14 protein-coding genes are annotated in these 17,043 nt (G+C 64.7%); 3 read left to right on the top strand and 11 right to left on the bottom strand.

Going from position 1 to position 17,043, the window contains the following annotated elements:
* From FJ950_RS21480 to FJ950_RS21455, 6 genes are all read right to left on the bottom strand, one after another.
* Positions 1 to 610, bottom strand: a 610-nt coding sequence (locus FJ950_RS21480; RefSeq protein WP_140618412.1) for a hypothetical protein, incomplete at its 3' end; no start/stop codon positions are given.
* A 285-nt stretch (positions 611 to 895) separates the two neighbouring features.
* On the bottom strand, positions 896 to 1,657 hold the full coding sequence (locus FJ950_RS21475) for a glucose 1-dehydrogenase (RefSeq protein WP_015315091.1): 762 nt from the start codon (positions 1,655 to 1,657) through the stop codon (positions 896 to 898).
* A gap of 10 nt (positions 1,658 to 1,667) precedes the next feature.
* Positions 1,668 to 2,480 (bottom strand): ABC transporter permease, encoded by an 813-nt coding sequence (locus tag FJ950_RS21470; protein WP_015315090.1) that lies wholly within the window; start codon positions 2,478 to 2,480, stop codon positions 1,668 to 1,670.
* Positions 2,480 to 3,343, bottom strand: coding sequence for an ABC transporter permease (locus tag FJ950_RS21465; protein WP_041163641.1), 864 nt, complete (start codon positions 3,341 to 3,343; stop codon positions 2,480 to 2,482). Before FJ950_RS21465 ends, FJ950_RS21470 begins: the two co-directional genes overlap by 1 nt.
* A gap of 63 nt (positions 3,344 to 3,406) precedes the next feature.
* Positions 3,407 to 4,570, bottom strand: a complete 1,164-nt coding sequence (locus tag FJ950_RS21460) for a spermidine/putrescine ABC transporter substrate-binding protein (RefSeq protein ID WP_015315088.1) — start codon at positions 4,568 to 4,570, stop codon at positions 3,407 to 3,409.
* Complete coding sequence (locus FJ950_RS21455) at positions 4,551 to 5,687, bottom strand: ABC transporter ATP-binding protein (protein ID WP_140618410.1); 1,137 nt, start codon at positions 5,685 to 5,687, stop codon at positions 4,551 to 4,553. Before FJ950_RS21455 ends, FJ950_RS21460 begins: the two co-directional genes overlap by 20 nt.
* Before the next feature lie 114 nt (positions 5,688 to 5,801).
* Between FJ950_RS21455 and FJ950_RS21450 the strand changes: the two genes are divergently transcribed.
* Positions 5,802 to 6,614: a LuxR C-terminal-related transcriptional regulator gene (locus FJ950_RS21450; protein WP_015315086.1), complete on the top strand. Its 813-nt coding sequence runs from the start codon at positions 5,802 to 5,804 to the stop codon at positions 6,612 to 6,614.
* A gap of 27 nt (positions 6,615 to 6,641) precedes the next feature.
* Here the strand turns inward: FJ950_RS21450 and FJ950_RS21445 are convergent, their stop codons facing one another.
* From FJ950_RS21445 to FJ950_RS21425, 5 genes are all read right to left on the bottom strand, one after another.
* A complete protein-coding gene (locus FJ950_RS21445; RefSeq protein WP_140618408.1) occupies positions 6,642 to 8,702 on the bottom strand; it encodes a 3-hydroxyacyl-CoA dehydrogenase NAD-binding domain-containing protein in 2,061 nt (686 codons plus the stop codon).
* 119 nt (positions 8,703 to 8,821) lie between these two features.
* Complete coding sequence (locus FJ950_RS21440; RefSeq protein ID WP_140618406.1) at positions 8,822 to 9,769, bottom strand: ABC transporter permease; 948 nt, start codon at positions 9,767 to 9,769, stop codon at positions 8,822 to 8,824.
* 3 nt (positions 9,770 to 9,772) lie between these two features.
* Positions 9,773 to 10,753, bottom strand: coding sequence for an ABC transporter permease (locus tag FJ950_RS21435; protein ID WP_181171364.1), 981 nt, complete (start codon positions 10,751 to 10,753; stop codon positions 9,773 to 9,775).
* A 1-nt stretch (position 10,754) separates the two neighbouring features.
* On the bottom strand, positions 10,755 to 12,275 hold the full coding sequence (locus FJ950_RS21430; protein WP_246681358.1) for a sugar ABC transporter ATP-binding protein: 1,521 nt from the start codon (positions 12,273 to 12,275) through the stop codon (positions 10,755 to 10,757).
* A 49-nt stretch (positions 12,276 to 12,324) separates the two neighbouring features.
* Positions 12,325 to 13,338, bottom strand: a complete 1,014-nt coding sequence (locus tag FJ950_RS21425; protein WP_015315081.1) for an ABC transporter substrate-binding protein — start codon at positions 13,336 to 13,338, stop codon at positions 12,325 to 12,327.
* A 210-nt stretch (positions 13,339 to 13,548) separates the two neighbouring features.
* Between FJ950_RS21425 and FJ950_RS21420 the strand changes: the two genes are divergently transcribed.
* Together FJ950_RS21420 and gnd are read left to right on the top strand one after the other, a co-directional pair.
* Entirely contained in the window at positions 13,549 to 15,966 is a 2,418-nt protein-coding gene (locus tag FJ950_RS21420) for a glucan 1,4-alpha-glucosidase (RefSeq protein ID WP_140618402.1), read from the top strand.
* 49 nt (positions 15,967 to 16,015) lie between these two features.
* Positions 16,016 to 17,032, top strand: a complete 1,017-nt coding sequence (gnd, locus tag FJ950_RS21415) for a phosphogluconate dehydrogenase (NAD(+)-dependent, decarboxylating) (RefSeq protein ID WP_140618400.1) — start codon at positions 16,016 to 16,018, stop codon at positions 17,030 to 17,032.
* The last annotated feature ends 11 nt before the right edge of the window (positions 17,033 to 17,043 follow it).

The raw sequence follows: 17,043 nt of genomic DNA, 5'->3' as shown, positions 1-17,043 counted from the left end.
CCGCCTGCTGGGCAGTGATGTCAGCCTGCAGCGCCGATATCTGGCCGGGCAGGGCCGCCTGCTGTTCGGCTGTCATGGCGTCGATTTCGGCCTGAGACAGCGACGTCAGTGCGCTCAACTGCGAATTCAGCGTATCCAGTTGAGCCTGGGCCGCGGCAGCTGTGGCAGCGGCCGCCGCAGCCGCGGTCTGCGCGTTCTTGGCTTTCGCCGACTGCGTCACGAATGCCTGAACGGCGGCGAACTTCTTGCTCTTGGAGTTCATATAGGCGTTGACGTTGCGCTGCAGCGAGTTCAGCCGGCCAAGCTTGGCGTGGATATTCTTCTCCTTGGGCACGGACGAGACCTTTGTGTTCGTATCGACCGTGGCGTCGGCCGTTGTGTCCGTGTCCGTCTTGGCTGCCCGTCCCGGTGCCGACGACTTGCCGTGCGAAGCACCGCTGTTGCCGTTGCCATTCCCATGGGTGCCGCCATTGCCGCCGCCATTGCCGTTGCCGCCGCCATTGCCTCCAGCATTGCCGCCGCCATTGCCATGCCCATTGCCGGCGAGCGCCGGAGACGCCAGAAGCGCCAATGCGGCCACGGCCGCGAACAGTGTTTTCCGGTTTGTCATGCTAATCTCCTCGGGAATCGCCGCACTCGCCCACCGCTGAACCACCTGCGTATGAGAAATCACTAATCATACCCGGTAAACTTTAGACAAATGCGGTCTCAATCCGAGAGCGCGCGCTGCATCGGATCAATAACCAATTGAAAAGACAAGGAAATACACAGCTTTGACCTGGCTTGGCACTGAAGTCCCATACCCGCCAGACCATGGTCTTGTGCCGTCCGGCATCCCGCGAAACGACAGAAAAAGCGGGGCTGAACTGGGAAAGGTCGATCGATGAAAGCAGCGTCAGCCGATGCTCTCGCCGCCATCGATCACCAGCGCTTGCCCGGTCATGAAGGATGAACGGTCCGAGACGAGGAACAGGATCGCCTCGGCGATCTCTTCGGCCACCGCCCAGCGCCCCATCGGGATCTTGGTGCGGACATAGGTTTCGATCGCCTCGCGTCCGCCCATCTGGGCGATGAACGGCTCATTGAATGGGGTGTCGACCCAGCCCGGGCAAAGCGCGTTGACGCGCACATTGTGCCGGGCATAGTCGAGCGACATCTGCCTGGTCATCGCCACCACGGCATGTTTCGACGTCGCATAGGCGATCATCTCGCGGTCGTAGAACACACCCGAATTCGAAGCCGTGTTGAGGATGACGCCACCGCCTTGCGCGATCATCGACGGCATCACGATCCTCGCCGCGAGGAATTGCGCCCGCACATTGACCCGCCAGGATGCGTCCATGCCGGCGGTCTCGACCTCGGTCAGCGTGCCGCCGACCTGGATGCCGGCATGATTATGCAGGATGTCGATGCGCTGATGTCTGTCGAGCGTGCCGACGATGAGTTGGTCGATCGCATTGTCGTTCGAGACGTCGGTCGCGATCGCCTCGGCCCGGCCGCCCGCCGCCCGGATATCTGCGGCCGTTGCCTCGCCGGCGGTCCCGTCCCTGTCGGCGATGACGACCACCGCGCCTTCCCTGGCCATGATCATGGCGCCGGCACGTCCGATGCCGGAGCCGGCGCCTGTCACCACGGCGATGCGGTCTTTGAGGATCATGGAGCGGCTTTCAGTTTGACGGCTTGCGCTGGCGCAGTTGCCATTGGGCAAGCACCACGAGCAGGACGGAGGCGACGAGCACGATCGTCGCGATGGCGTTGATCTCCGGCGTTACGCCGCGCCGGATAGAGGCAAAGACATAGATCGGCAGCGTCGTCTGCGCGCCGGCGACGAAGAAGGCGACGATGAAGTCGTCGAAGGAGAAGGTGAAAGCGAGCAGGAAACCGGCGACCACCGCCGGCATGATCTGCGGCAGGACGATCGAGCGGAAGGTCGTCAACGGCGTGGCGTATAGATCGCTGGAGGCCTCGACCAGATTGCGATCGAGGCTGCCGAGCCGCGTGCCGACGATCATCGTTACCAGCGCCATCGAGAACAGGCCATGCGCGGCGATGATCGAGCCGTAGCCGAGCGACAGGCGCGGCGGCTGGTCGCCCGGCCAGACCGAGGCGAGGAACGGATTGACGACCGCGAACAGCTGAACGAGCGCGACCAGCGTCGAGATGCCGATGACGACGCCCGGAACAACGATCGCCGCGCCAAGCAGGCCGTCGAAGACGGCGCGGGTTCTGGCGCCGACACGCGCCAGGCCAAGCGCCGCCGCGGTACCGAACACCGCCGCCAGCAGGGCACTGGTGCTGGCGATGAACAGGCTGTTCTTCAGCGCCTCGACCAGGAACGGGTTGGACAGGGCCTTGCCATACCACTGCACCGAGAAACCGGTGAACTCGCTGGCGTGGTGGCCGGCGTTGAAGGAAAACAGCACGACCAGCACGATCGGCAGATAGAGGAACGCAAAGACGGCAATGACGAAGGCGCGCATCAGATGAGGTCCACCCGGCGAGCGCCCGCAACGCGGTTCGAAATGCGGTTGGCGACAATCAGCACCACCACCGAGACCAGCACCAGCGTGATCGCGATGGCCGACCCGAACGGCCAGTTGCGCGACTGCAGGAAGAGGTCGACCAGCGCGTTGCCGATGAAGAACACCTTGCCACCGCCAAGCAGCGTCGGGATCAGGTATTCGCCGAGCAGCAGGATCATGACCAGCGAGAAGCCGGTCATCACGCCCGGCAGCGACAGCTTCAGGGTCACGCCGAGAAAGGTCGACAACGGCCTCGCGCCGAGATCGGCGGAGGCCTCCAGCAGCCTTCGGTCGAGCCGTTCGAGGCTGACATAGATCGGCAGGATCATCAGCGGCAGATAGCCGTAGACGATGCCGAGCAGGACCGCGCCCGGCGTGTTGATCAACCTGACATCCTCGATGCCGGCAAAGGCGAGCAGCGCCGGGATGCCGCGTCCACCCAGAATGTACATCCAGGCATAGGTCCGCATCAAAAGGCTGGTCCAGAACGGAATGACGACCAGCGCGAGCAGGATCAGCCGCCAGCGCTGCGGCGCCCGCAGGGCGAGGTAATAAGCGACGGGATAGGCGACGAGCAGGCAGGCGAGCGCGCCCACTGGCGCCAGCACCATCGTGTTCCAGAACGCGGTCGCCCGTGCCGGGAGATTGGCATACTGCGCCAGCGTGAAGGCTGCCTGGTAGCCGCCCTCGGGCGCCCGCTCGCCGACGCTGAACACGGCGATGGCGATGAATGGCAGCACCAGGAAGACCACCAGCCATGCCGTCGCCGGCGCGAGCAGCAAGGCGGTCAGGAAATTACGCCGAAATCTGTTGCCGTGCATCGAAACCGCCCCGGTGCCGGCGAGCATGGGCCCGCCGGTCGATTGTCTTTATCCAGGCCAGTCTCAAGCCGATTTGAAGCGCGCCATCAGTTCGGCACGGCCTGGGTCGGTCAGCGTTGCCGCCGCGCCGAATTCGAGCGGCGTCAACAGCTCCGCCGCCGGATAGAGGATCGGATTGTCGAGCACTTCCTTGGGCAGCAGCTTGTTGACGCGCGCATCCGTCGAAGGCGCGCCGTTGGCAAGGTGCTCCTTCACCGCGACCTGGGGGTTCATCAGATAGTTGAGCAGCGCATAACCGGCGGGCTTGTTGGGCGCGTCCTTCGGGATGGCATAAAAATCGGTCCAGATCTCGCCGCCCTCCTTGCCCAGCACATAGGCGATCTCGGGAATGTCGCGATGCAGCTGCGCACCGTCATTGGTCCAGCACATCGTCATCCACGCGTCGCCCGCACGCATACCCGGCTGGTAGTCGGACGAGACGGCGAACAGATGCGGCTTGACCTTCAGCAGCAGTTCCTCTGCTTTGGCGAGCTCGTCCTGCTTCAGCGAATTGAACGAATAGCCGTAATATTTCAGCGCGTTGCCGATGGTGGTGAGCTGGTAGTCGTGCACCATGGTGCGGCCATCGCCCTCGGCCATGGCGGTATCCCAGAACTCCTTCCAGCTCGTCATCGGCTTGGTCAGCTTCTTGGTGTTCACTGCAAAGCCCGTGGTGCCCCAGTTCTTCGGCACGGCGTAGATCACCTTGTCGATCGTGCCCTCGGAGGTGAAGCGCGGATCTTCCTGCGTACCGTCGAAATTCGGCAGCTTCGCCATCTCCAGCGGCTCGATAATGCCGAGCTTCTTGTAGGTCGAGATCGTATAATTGGTCGGCACGAACAGGCTCCAGCCCGAGGCGCCGGCCTGCAGCTTGGCCAGCATCTCCTCATTGGAGCCGAACACGTTGACCTCGACGGCGACGCCGGTGTCCTTCTTGAAGTTCTCGAAGGTCTGCGGGTCATGGTAATTCGGCCAGGTGGCGATCGACATGCGGTCGCCAAGGCTTTCGGCGGCGAAGGCAGGGGTCGGCATGATGCCGATCTCGCGCGCCATCACCGCCGTTGCGATACCAAGGCCGGTGAGGCCAAGGAAGTCGCGGCGGCCGATCGAGCCGCGCTTCAGGCGCATCAGCTGGTCGACGAAATTCTCTGGGCTTATCGGCAGTCCGTCACGATATGATTTCGACATGTTTGTTTACCCTCTGGTTGGTCCCGTTGTTCTTGGTTTCCGGAAACGCCAGCGGCGTTCCCGTGGCATAGCCGATGGCGACGGGTTCACCCGGCTTGAAGAGATTGCCTTGGCCGATCAGGTGATCGGCCTTGGCGAGCAAAGTGCCGATGCCCTGCACTTCGATCGCGTATTCCGCGGTCGAGCCGAGGAATATCCGGTTGCGGACGATGCCCTTGAGCGGACCGCTTTCGGGAGCGCCAAGGCTGAGTGATTCGGGGCGCAGACTGACCGAGACGGTCTCGCCTTGTCGAAGCGCGGCTCGCTCGCGCGCCGCGACCACAGTGCCGTCCGCCAGCGCCACGTCCACCAGGTCGCCCGTGTGCCCGGCGACGGTGCCGCTCAACAGATTGGTCTTGCCGACGAAATCGGCGACGAACAGGTCGGCCGGCTCGTCATAGATCTCGCTCGGCTGGCCGAGCTGGACGATGCGCCCGCCATTCATGACGCAGACGAAATCGCTCATCGACAGCGCTTCCTCCTGGTCGTGGGTCACCAGCACGAAGGTGATGCCGATCTCGCGCTGCAGGTTCTGCAGCTCGATCTGCATGTCGGTGCGCAGCTTCTTGTCGAGCGCCGCCAGCGGTTCGTCGAGCAGCAGCACCGCCGGCTTGTTGACCAATGCACGCGCCAGCGCGACACGCTGCTGCTGGCCGCCGGACAGTTCGTGGATCTTGCGGCCGCCATAGCCGGCGAGCCGCACCATTTCGAGCGCTTCGCCAGCCCGCCGGCCGATATCGCGCGACGACAGCCGTGGCCTTGCCTGGCGCAGCCCGTAGGAAACGTTGGCTTCGACATCGAGATGCGGAAACAGCGCGTATTGCTGGAACACCATGTTGACAGGCCGTCGGTAGGGCGGCGTGCCGGCCATGTCCTGGCCACGGATGAACACCTGGCCTTCGCTCGGCTGTTCGAACCCGCCGATCATGCGCAGGCAGGTGGTCTTGCCGCAGCCGGACGGTCCAAGCAGCGCAACGAAGGCGGAGGGCGGCACGGCAAGGTCGATGCCGCTGACCGCGGTCACCGCGCCATAGCGCTTGGCGACGCCGCGAAATTCGATGTCGGGCACTGCGGTCAAGGCTGCGGGCTCCAGGACGATGCGATTTCAAGACGCTACCAGAGCTAATGGCAGCTAGTATATACCTCGCAGGTGGTATATCTGATCTATTTTCCCGTTTAAGGGGGTATTGGATTGAGCGCTTCCCGCAGCGACGAATACAGCCGGCTCGCGACGCTTGTCGCGGCGACGCGGGAGACGAGCGGCGATCTCTTCGGCCAAGCGATGGTCGATTGGCTGCGGCAGCATGTCGGCTTCGACCATTGCGTGATCTTCGGCTATCGGGGTGCCGCGCGCCCGCCACTGCTGTTCGAGACCTTCACGCCGGCCGAAAGCCACGTCTTCGTCGCGCTCTATCAGGAAGGCCCCTATCTGCTCGACCCCTTCCATCACGCGGCGGTCGAGCGCAAGGAAGGGTTCTGGCGCATGCGCGAACTGGCTCCTGATCGCTTCTACGCCAGCGAATATTTTCGCTCCTATTACAGCCAGACCAGGCTGGCCGAGGAAGTCGGCTTCTTCGTGCCGCTGCCGGGCAAGGACGCGCTGGTGCTGTCGCTGATGCGGCTCAGCGCTTCCGGTCCGTTCGGCACCGCCGATGCCAGGCTGCTGCGCGACATGGCGCCGACGGTGATCAGCTTCACCAGGCTGCGCTGGCCAACTCTTCCCGCCGACGAACCGGCCGAGACGAAGCAGGACGAGGAAATCACCGAGGTCAACGAGTTCGACCGCGCCCATATCTGGAAAAGCCTGTCGCTGACGCCGCGCGAAAAACACGTCGTCGACCTGGTGCTGCAGGGCCATTCGACGGAATCGATCGCCAGGGCCATGCGCATCGTGCCGGGAACCGTGAAGGTCCATCGCCGCAACATCTACCGCAAGCTCAACATCAAGTCGCAGGCCGGCCTTTTCGCCCGCTTCGTCGAGATCATCGACGCGCGGATCCGGTGATTCCCGCAGGCCGCTGACTACCCCGGGTCAGGCTTCCCACGAGTCGGTTTTGGCCATCCGCTCGAGCAAGGGCGCCGGTTTGAAAACATCCTTGCCCGTCCGCTCATGCCAATACCTGAGTCGCCCGACGATCCTGGCCGCGCCTTCGAGGCCGGCCCAGAACATCGGGCCGCCCTTGCCGATGGGAAAGCCGTAGCCATTGACCCAGACGACATCGATGTCGGACGCACGGGCCGCGATTCCCTCCTCCAGAATCTTCGCGCCTTCGTTGACCAGGGGATAGAGTGTGCGCTCGATGATTTCGTCGGCGTCTATCGTGCGCGGCACGATGCCCTTTTCCGCCGCCTTGTCGCGGATCAGCGCCTCGACCTCGGGATCGGGCACCGGCGTGCGCGAACCGTTCTCGTAGAGATAGAAGCCACGGCCGGTTTTCTGGCCGAAGCGCCCCTGTTCGCACAGCGTGTCGGCGATGACGGCCGTCAGGCCCCGCGCCTTGCGGTTGCGCCAGCCGATGTCGAGGCCGGCAAGGTCGCCCATCTGGAACGGACCCATCGGCCAGCCGAAATCGGTGAACGCCTTGTCGATCTGGCTGGGGGTCGCGCCTTCGAGCAGCAGCGCCTCGGATTCCGAGCCGCGCGCGGCCAGCATACGGTTGCCGACGAAGCCGTGACAGACGCCGACGACGACAGCCACCTTGCCGATCCGGCGCGCAAGGTCAATCACGGTCGCCAGCGCATCGGGCGCCGTTTTTTCGGCGCGCACGATCTCCAGCAGCTTCATGACGTTGGCCGGCGAGAAGAAATGCAGGCCGAGCACATCCTGCGGCCGCGAGGTCGAGGCGGCGATTTCGTCGATGTCGAGATAAGAGGTGTTGGTGGCGAGGATGGCGCCCGGCCTCGCCACCGCGTCGAGCTTCCCGAAGATTTCTTTCTTGACCGCCATGTCCTCGAACGCCGCCTCGACGATCAGGTCGCACTCGGCGAGATCGGCATGATCTATCGTGCCTTTGAACTGGGCGAGCCGCTGCCGCTTGGCATCCTCGCTCAAGGAGCCGCGTGCAACCGAGACGGTGTAATTCTTCTCGATCGTCGCCAGCCCGCGCCGCAGCGCCTCCTGGCTGGTTTCCAGCAAGGTGACGGGAAAGCCGCCATTGGCGAAGGCCATGGCAATGCCGCCGCCCATCGTGCCGGCGCCGATGACGCCGACGCGGGCGATCCTGCGCTTGACGACGTCCTTGCCGGGAAGCTTGGCCGCCTCGCGTTCGGCGAAAAACAGATGCCGTTGGGCGCGCGACTGGTCGCTGGCGACAAGCTTGACGAACAGCGCCCGCTCCTCCGCCAGCGCCTCGTCGAAGGGCAGCGTGACGGCATTGCGCACCGCCTGCGCACAGGCAATTGGCGCTTCGAGGCCACGCGCCTTCCTGGAAGAATCCGCGGCCTCGGCATCGAAGGCGGCAAGGTCGGTCTCCTTCAGGACGTCGTCGCGGTCGCGCACCGGCGAGAACGGACCGCCCTTGCGGGCCATTTCGCGGGCGAAATTCACTGCGTGGGTGGTCAGGTCGCCTTCGAAAACGGCATCCACCAGGCCGGCGCCGTAAGCCTCATCGGCACCGATCGGTGCACCGGAAACGATCATCTTCAATGCCTTGGCGGCGCCAACTAGGCGCGGCAGCCGTACCGTGCCGCCGCCACCGGGCAGGATGCCGAGCTTCACCTCGGGCAGGCCGAGCCTGGCGCCTTGATCGGCAACCCGGAAATGGCAGCCGAGCGCCAATTCCAGCCCACCGCCGAGCGCGGTACCGTGGATGGCGGCGACCGTCGGCTTGGCAATGGCTTCCAGCACCGCCACGATGGAACGCAATTCCGGCTGTCGCATCGGCTTGCCGAATTCGGTGATGTCGGCACCGGCAACGAAGGTCCGACCGGCGCAAGCAATGACGATGGCGGCGACCGATGCGTCATCGCGCAAAGCGACCAGAGCCTGCATCAGCGGTTCGCGGACGTGGAAACTCAGCGCGTTTACCGGCGGATTGTCGATGGTGAGGATGGCGACGCCACCCTCGTTCGCGACGCTGACAGAACTGGACAAGTGGGGGCCTCCCATGACCGACTGAGATCGGGGACCGGTTTACAAGGCCACGCCGCGAATGGGAACCGGCTGGTCCAATGGTTGGCGGATAGGCTGCGGTCGCGCCGGAGACGTTGCGGTCATCGCACCGCCTTCTCGCCGCCCGCAGCCGTAATCACCCCTACGATGATAAGCCCGGTCAGCAGGAGACGCACCCCGGCGCTGACGCCGAATGTGTTGAGCATGGTGAGCAGCAGCACTAGGAACAGCGCCGCGCCCCAGACGCCCGGCACATTCGCCTTGCCGCCCGCCACCGACGTGCCGCCGATGACGACCACGGCGATCGAAGCGAGCAGGTATTCGTTGCCGATGTCGACATTGGCGCCGCGGAAATAACCGGCGAGCAGCGCGCCATCGATGCCGCCGAGCGCGCCCGACAGCGTATAGGTGAGAAAACGGATGCGCCCGACATTGACGCCGGCGAGCCAGGCGGCGCGGATGTTCTGGCCGATAGCCAGCACCGAGCGGCCATAGATCATGCGCTGTAAGGCGATGGCCGCACCGATGGTGAACAGCACGGTGAGGATCGCCAGCACGGGCACGCCCAGCACCTGCCAGTTGGTGAAATCGGCGAAGCCAGGCGGCGGCTTGATCTGCAGTCCGCGCCCATAGCTGATGTCGACCGACTGGATGATGAAGCTCGCCGACAGCGTGGCGATGATCGGCGGAATGCGCAGCGCCCAGATCAAGAGATAGTTGATGGCGCCGATCGCTGCGCCACAGGCGAGCGCCGCCAGCAATCCGACCAGGATCATGGCATCGCTGCCGCCCATCACCTTCATGGCGACCGCGCTGGCGAGGCCGATATTGGCCGGCAGCGACAGGTCGACATTGCCGGGTCCGAGCGTGATGACGAACATCTGGCCGACACCGACGATGACGGTGAACACGGCAAGCGACAATGCCGCCGTGACCATGCCGCCGCCGCCATAGCCCCCGGTGAAGGCGATCGTCGCCAGCCACACCAGCAGCGCACCGACAAACGACCAGATCCAGGGTTTTGTGAGCAGGGTTTTCAGCGAAGCCATCGCTCACCTCTCCTTGCGGCTGATCAGCACCCGCGCCGCAAGCACGATGATCAGGATGGCGCCGTTGGCGGCCACCTGCCAGTCGGGCGGAATGTGCATGAAGGTGAGCAGCGGCGAGGCGGCCAGCGCCAGCGTCAGCGCGCCGATGACGGCGCCGATCGGCGAGACCCGGCCGCCGACGAACTCGCCGCCGCCGAGGATGACGCCGGCGATGGCCAGCAGCGTGTAACCATTGCCGATATTGGCGTCAGCCGAGGTGGTGATGCCGATCAGCGCCATGCCCGACAGCACGCCGAACAGGCCGGCCAGCGCAAACAGCACGATCTTGGTCTTGAGCAGCGACCAGCCGGCGCGCTTGAGCGCCGCCGGATTGCCGCCCGAGCCGCGCAGGATCACCCCATAGGAGGTACGCATCAGGCCGAAATGCACGACCGCCGCGATCAGCAGCGCGGCGATGATCGGAAACGGAATGAAAGGCGGCTTGAACGACATGATCGCCAGCAGCCAGTCCGGCGCCTTGCCGCCCGGTTTTGGCAGGACGAGAATGGCGAGGCCCTGCCAGACGAAGCTCATGCCGAGCGTCACCACGATGGAGGGCAGGTTGCGCAGATGGATCAGCGCGCCGAGCAGCGCATAGATGCCGATCGATCCGGCGAGAATAAGGACTCCAACGAGCGGCGCATCCTTCAGCCAGGTCGCGGTGACGCAACCGACAAAACCGACAAAGGTGCCGATCGAGAGATCAAGCTCGTTGCCGGCGATGACGAACATCTGCGCGATCGTCGCCAGCGCGATCGGAATCGCCAGATTCAACATCAGGCTGAAGCCGAAATAGCTGATGGCGCGCGGATTGAGCCAGGCGATCGCGAGCAACACCAGCGCCAGCGATAGCGCGGGCAGCAGGCCGCGCAACAGCCGCGCCCGCGCCGCCGCATTGCGTGCCGCCGATCCCTTGAAGCCATTGTCGATTGGCGTCGCCGTCATCTCAGGCCGCATCGCCGAAGGAGGACTGGATGATCTTCTCTTCGGTCAGCTCGTCGCGCGTCAGATTGGCGACGATGCGGCCGTTCTTGAAGACATAGATGTGGTCGCAATTGTCGAGCTCTTCGGTTTCGGTCGTGTACCAGAGGAAGGTGCGTCCGCGGCCCGCCTCCTCGCGCACGAGATCGTAGACCTCCAGCTTGGTACCGATGTCGACGCCGCGCATCGGGTCGTCCATCAGCACGATCTGGGCATCGGAGCCGAGCGCCCTGGCGAACAGCGCTTTCTGCTGGTTGCCGCCCGACAGCGAGAAAATATTGTTGTTCATGTCAGGCGTGCGGATGCCGATCTTCTTCTGCCAGAACGCGGCCAATTCGGCCTCACGCTGGGGTGAAATCAACAGCCCGTTGCGCAAGCGCGCCAGCGAGCGGATGCCGATGTTTTCGGCAATCGACCATTGCGGGAAAATGCCATCGGACTGGCGGTCGCCTGCCACCAGGGCCACCGGCGCCGTCACCTCGATGCCGGTCTTGGCGCGTGCGGCGGCATCAAAGATGCGCAGCAGCAAGTCGGTCTGTCCGTGACCGGCCAGGCCGGCAAGGCCGATGATCTCGCCCGCGCGCGCGACGAGGTCCTTGTCATCCGCCTGTCCGGCCGGCCGCGCCCGCACGCGCAGCGGATTGGCGCCTGTCTTGGCGGCGGCGGCCTGCGCGGCGGTCTTCGCACGCGCCTCGGCTCCGCCCATCACGGCTACCAGCCGGTCGCGATCAAAGGCACCAGCCGCGTCCGACGCCACCACCTTGCCGTCGCGCATCACCACGATCCGGTCGGCGTTCCGCAGCACCTCGCCCAGCACGTGCGAGATCAGGATGCAGCTTTTGCCACCAGCGACGAAGCGGCGCACGAAGGCCAGCAACTGGCCTGATGTGTGCGCGTCGAGCGACGAGGTCGGTTCGTCGAGGATGACCAGGTCGAGCCGGTCCTGCGTCACGGTGAAGGCACGCGCCACCTCGACCATCTGGCGCCGGCCGATCGACAGATCGCCGACAATGTCCCAGGCCGAGATGCCATGGTCCGGAAAAATTTCGTCCAGCTTGGCGGCGATCAGCTCTGCCGCCTTGCGCCGCCAGCCGAAGCCGGTGAGCGAAGCATGGTTGATGCGCGTGTTTTCGGCGACGCTGAGATTGGGGCACAGCGACAGTTCCTGGAACACGCAGCGTATGCCGAGCTGCTGCGCCCGCGACACCGAGTAGTTGTCCTCGATGCCGCCATGCACGGTGATCGTGCCGCTGTCGGGCGTCGAGGTCCCGGCCACCATGTGCATCAGCGTCGACTTGCCGGCGCCGTTATGGCCGACGAGGCCGACGCATTCGCCGGGCCCGACATGGAAATCCACCCCGCCCAGCGCCCTGACGGCGCCAAAATGCTTTTCGGCACCGTCAAGTCTTACGATATCAACACTGGCGGCGCCGAATTGGTTTTCGGCGCCGCCCAGTCTGATGATGTCCGTGTCGCCTGCAGCCATGCTCAACGATATCCGCTCGGTGATGCCCGCGGCAACGCGTCTGCGACTTTCACTTGATATTGGCTTTGATCGCCGCGATGGCATCTTCCTGCGTGTATTCGTGGGTGGCGACACCGCCCTCCTTGATCTTGGGCAGGGCCGCCTCGAAATCGTCCTGGGTGAAGGCCAGATACGGCACCAGCAGATCGTGCGGAATGTCCTTGCGGCCATCGAGCACCTGCTGCGCCACCCAGAAGGCGAGCGTCGATACGCCCGGCGCGATCGAAGCCGACCAGGTCTGGTAGCCGTCCTTGTCCTTCTGTTCCTTCCACCACTTCAATTCATCTTGCCGGTTGCCCATGATGATGGTCGGGCGCGGCTTGCCGGCGGCGGCGAAGGCTTGCGCGGCGCCATAGCCGTCACCGCCCTGGTCGACGATGCCGACGACGTCGGGTAGCGACGGCAGGATGGTCGCCACCGCTTTCTGAGCCGTGGTCTGGTCCCAGTCGCCGGTGACAGAACCGACGATCTTGAATTCGGGATGCGCGGCCACGCCTTCGAGGATGCCTGCATGGATGGCATCGTCGATCGAGGTGCCGGCAAGCCCCCGGATTTCAAGCAGATTGCCGCCCTTGGGCTGGAACTTGGCCATCTGCTCGACTTCCTGCTTGCCCATGTCCTTGAAGTCGACGACGACGCGGTAGGCGCAGGGCTCGGTGACGGTGCCGTCGAAGGAGACGACGGTGATGCCGGCATCGCAGGCCTGCTTGATGGCGCCGTTGAGCGCATCCGGCGAGGCGGCGTTGATGACGATGGCGTCATAGCCCTGCAGGATCAGGTTCTGCACCTGGGCGGCCTGGGTCGGCACCTCCTTGTCGGCGGTGGTGAAGACATCGGCCGCGCCGACGATCTTGTCGTCGACGGCCTTCTTGGTGACGATGCCATAGCTGTCGAGCATCGCCTGCCGCCACGAATTGCCGGCATAATTGTTGGAGAACGCGATCTTCTTGCCGCTGGTGTCGGCAAAAGCCGTACCGGCCGCGAGCACCGCCGCAAGCGTGCTGAGAACCAATAGTTTCTTCATGTGATACTCCTCCCGAGAGTTGCTGATCAGTTTGATTGTCGACGAATTTCGCGATTGAGATCCTGTTTTTTATCTATTGTCAGACAAAAGTGCAGAAGGCCGGCGGGCTGTCAACTGCAATCCGATGTGCGCCGGCGATCAACTTGCGGTGCGCTGATTGAAATGGCTTCGTTTGATGGCTAGGCATGCGGGCCAGGAGAGCGAACAAGCATGGCAGTGACGCCGACTGTGCCGCCGGGCGCACCGGGAATTCCCGCGCGCTGGACCTCTAGCGCCAAGAGCGGAGCCGGCTCGGCGCTTTCGCCGTCCAGCCGCGTCTGGTTCACCATCAGCCACGGCATCCTGAACGAGGTGTACTATCCGCGCGTCGACAGCGCCTGCACGCGCGACCTCGGCCTGATCGTCACCGGCATGGATGGCTATTTCTCCGAGGAGAAGCGCGATGCCTCGCACGGCATCGAGCCGTTCGAGGACGGCGTGCCCGCCTACAGGCTGGTCAATACAGCCGACGACGGCGCCTACTGGATCGAGAAGCGCATCGTGGCCGATCCGGCGCGTCCGACCTTGCTGCAGGAAATCACCTTCAGCCCGCTCAAGGGCTCCGCGGCCGATTACCGCGTCTACGCGCTTCTGGCGCCGCATCTGGTCAATGCCGGCATGGGCAACACCGCCTGGGTCGGCGAGTACCAGGGAAAGCCTGTCCTGTTTGCCTCGGGGCGCGGCACCTGCCTGGCGCTGGCCTCGTCCCTGCCCTGGCGGGATTGCTCGGCCGGCTATGTCGGCTTCTCCGACGGCTGGCAGCAACTCGACAATACCGGCAAGCTCGATACGGCTTGCCGGCGTGCCGAGGACGGCAATGTCGCGCTGACCGGCGAGATCGGCTTCACCGCCGCCAACACAAAAACCGTGCTGGCGCTGGGTTTTGGGACGACACCGGACGAAGCCGCCGAAAACGCCTTCGCCAGCCTGAAGCGGGGTTTTGAACCGGCGGCAAAATCCTACGTCGAACAATGGCGCGAATGGCAGGCGGGGCTGCTGCCACTGGACCGCCACGCGGTCCCCGGAGTGAACAGCTACCGCGTCTCCACCGCGGTGCTGGCAACCCACCGGTCGTCGGCAATGCCCGGCGCGGCGGTGGCCAGCCTGTCGATCCCATGGGGGTTCAACAAAGGCGACGATGATCTCGGCGGCTACCATCTTGTCTGGCCACGCGACCTGGTCGAAACAGCGGGCGGCTTTCTCGCCGCCGGCGATGCCGCCTCGGCACTGCGGATCCTGGAATATCTCCGCTCCATCCAGCAGCCGAACGGCCATTGGCCGCAGAACGCCTGGCTCGACGGCACGGCCTATTGGCCGGGCATTCAGATGGACGAATGCGCCTTTCCCTTGCTGCTGGCGGATGCCCTGCATCGCGCTGGCCACTTGCCGCATGCCAGGCTGAAGGCCTTCCTGCCGATGATCGAGCGCGCCGCCTCCTATGTCGTGCGCAATGGTCCGGTCACCGGCGAGGACCGCTGGGAAGAAGACGCCGGCTACAGCCCGTTCACGCTGGCCGTCGAGATCGCGGCACTGCTTGCCGGCGCCGACCTGCTCGACGCCTGCGGCAAAGCGGCGGAGGCGGCCTACCTGCGCGAAACCGCCGACTGCTGGAACGACCAGGTCGAACGCTGGACCTATGTCACCGGCACCGCCATCTGCAAGGCCGTCGGGGTCGGCGGCTATTACGTCCGCATTGCGCCGCCAGACGACCCCGAAGCCGGCTCGCCGAAGGACGGCTATGTGCTGATCAAGAACCGGCCACCAGGCGACACCGACCGACCGGCCGAGGAAATCGTCAGCCCGGACGCGCTGGCCCTGGTGCGCTTTGGCCTGAGGGCCACCGACGATCCGCGCATCGTCGACACCGTCAAGGTCATCGACGCGCAGCTGCGCTGCGAACTGCCACAAGGGCCGCTCTGGTACCGCTATAACAGCGACGGCTATGGCGAGCATGAGGATGGCGCGCCCTTCGACGGCACCGGCCAGGGCCGGCCGTGGCCCCTGCTGGCCGGCGAAAGGGCGCATTACGAGCTGGCCGCCGGGCGCAAGGACAAGGCGTCCAGCTTGCTCGATGCGCTGGAGCGGTCGGCCGGGCCTGGCGGCCTGCTGCCCGAACAGGTGTGGGACGGCGCCGATATTCCCGAGCGCGAGCTGCTGCATGGCAAGCCATCGGGCAGCGCCATGCCACTGGTCTGGGCGCATTCCGAACACATCAAGCTGGTGCGCTCGCTACGCGACGGCGCCGTCTTCGACATGCCGCCGCAAGGCGTGAAGCGCTACATCCAGGACAAGACCGTATCGTCGTTCAGGGCATGGCGCTTCAACAACAAGATCCGCGCACTGCCCGAGGGCAAGACATTGCGCGTCGAGCTGCTGACGGCGGCCACCATCCACTGGAGCACGGACAATTGGGCAACCGCCCACGACAGCCGGACAGCGGAAAACGCTTTCGGCCTTCATCTTGTCGATCTGCCCACGGCCAGCCTCCCCAACGGAAGCACGCTGATCTTCACTTTTTTCTGGCCCGGAACCGGCGATTGGGAGAATGTCGACTTCTCCATCATGTCAGGCGCGCAGGACAGCCAGTAGATCCTTCCTCGACAACCCCAGAAAATCTCTAGGAAACAGGGACGAAACCATGCAGATCGGAATGATGGGACTGGGCCGGATGGGCGCCAACATGGTGCGGCGGCTGATGCGCGACGGCCACGAATGCGTCGTCTATGACATCAACCCGGCCAGCGTCGCGGCGCTTGTGAGCGACGGCGCCTTGGGGGCGGCATCCCTGGAGGAATTCGTCGGCAAGCTGGCCAAGCCGCGCTGTGTCTGGCTGATGCTGCCGGCGGCGATCACCGGCAGGATCATCGATCAGGTCGCGGCGCTGATGGAGCCCGGCGACATCGTCATCGACGGCGGCAATTCCTACTATCACGACGCCGTCGACCAGGCCGCGAAACTGGCCACCAAGGGCATGCATCTTGTCGATGTCGGCACCAGTGGCGGCGTCTGGGGGCTGGAGCGCGGCTACTGCCTGATGATCGGCGGTCCCGACGTGGCGGTGCAGCACCTCGATTCGGTCTTTGCCACGCTGGCGCCTGGCGCTGATGCCGGCGCGCCCACCCCGGACAAGACCGCCGGCACCGCGCCCTATGGCTACCTGCATTGCGGACCGAGCGGCGCCGGCCATTTCGTTAAGATGGTGCACAACGGCATCGAATACGGCGTCATGGCCGCCTATGCCGAAGGCATGAACATCCTGAAGTCGGCCAATGCCGGCAAACGGCAGCGGACGGCGGACGCCGAGACAAGCCCGCTGGAAAACCCGCAATACTACCAGTTCGACATCGACCTTCCGCAGGTGGCCGAGGTGTGGCGGCATGGCAGCGTCATCGGCTCCTGGCTGCTCGATCTCACCGCCGGTGCGCTGAAGAGCGATCCGGGTCTGGCGCAATTCGGCGGCCGGGTCTCGGATTCCGGCGAGGGCCGCTGGACGCTGAAGGCGGCGATCGACACCGGCGTGCCGGCACCGGTGCTGTCGTCGGCCCTGTTCGACCGCTTCTCCTCGCAAGGCGAATCCGAATTCGCCGACAAGCTGTTGTCTGCCATGCGCTATGCCTTTGGCGGGCACATCGAAAAGCCGAAGGGCGGCAAGTGACGGCGACAGGG

Origin of the sequence: Mesorhizobium sp. B2-3-14, assembly GCF_006442175.1 — a bacterium.
Classification (GTDB): domain Bacteria; phylum Pseudomonadota; class Alphaproteobacteria; order Rhizobiales; family Rhizobiaceae; genus Mesorhizobium; species Mesorhizobium australicum.
The sequence above is the reverse complement of the archived record's forward strand: the minus strand, read 5'-3'. Positions and strand labels throughout refer to the sequence as shown.

Excerpts from the sequence above, each read along its gene's own strand:
- FJ950_RS21430 (WP_246681358.1), bottom strand. The coding sequence starts at position 12,275 with ATGGCTGCAGGCGACACGGACATCATCAGACTGGGCGGCGCCGAAAAC.
- FJ950_RS21475 (WP_015315091.1), bottom strand. The coding sequence starts at position 1,657 with ATGATCCTCAAAGACCGCATCGCCGTGGTGACAGGCGCCGGCTCCGGC.
- FJ950_RS21470 (WP_015315090.1), bottom strand. The coding sequence starts at position 2,480 with ATGCGCGCCTTCGTCATTGCCGTCTTTGCGTTCCTCTATCTGCCGATC.
- gnd (WP_140618400.1), top strand. The coding sequence starts at position 16,016 with ATGCAGATCGGAATGATGGGACTGGGCCGGATGGGCGCCAACATGGTG.
- FJ950_RS21435 (WP_181171364.1), bottom strand. The coding sequence starts at position 10,753 with ATGACGGCGACGCCAATCGACAATGGCTTCAAGGGATCGGCGGCACGC.
- FJ950_RS21420 (WP_140618402.1), top strand. The coding sequence starts at position 13,549 with ATGGCAGTGACGCCGACTGTGCCGCCGGGCGCACCGGGAATTCCCGCG.
- FJ950_RS21425 (WP_015315081.1), bottom strand. The coding sequence starts at position 13,338 with ATGAAGAAACTATTGGTTCTCAGCACGCTTGCGGCGGTGCTCGCGGCC.
- FJ950_RS21440 (WP_140618406.1), bottom strand. The coding sequence starts at position 9,769 with ATGGCTTCGCTGAAAACCCTGCTCACAAAACCCTGGATCTGGTCGTTT.
- FJ950_RS21460 (WP_015315088.1), bottom strand. The coding sequence starts at position 4,570 with ATGTCGAAATCATATCGTGACGGACTGCCGATAAGCCCAGAGAATTTC.
- FJ950_RS21465 (WP_041163641.1), bottom strand. The coding sequence starts at position 3,343 with ATGCACGGCAACAGATTTCGGCGTAATTTCCTGACCGCCTTGCTGCTC.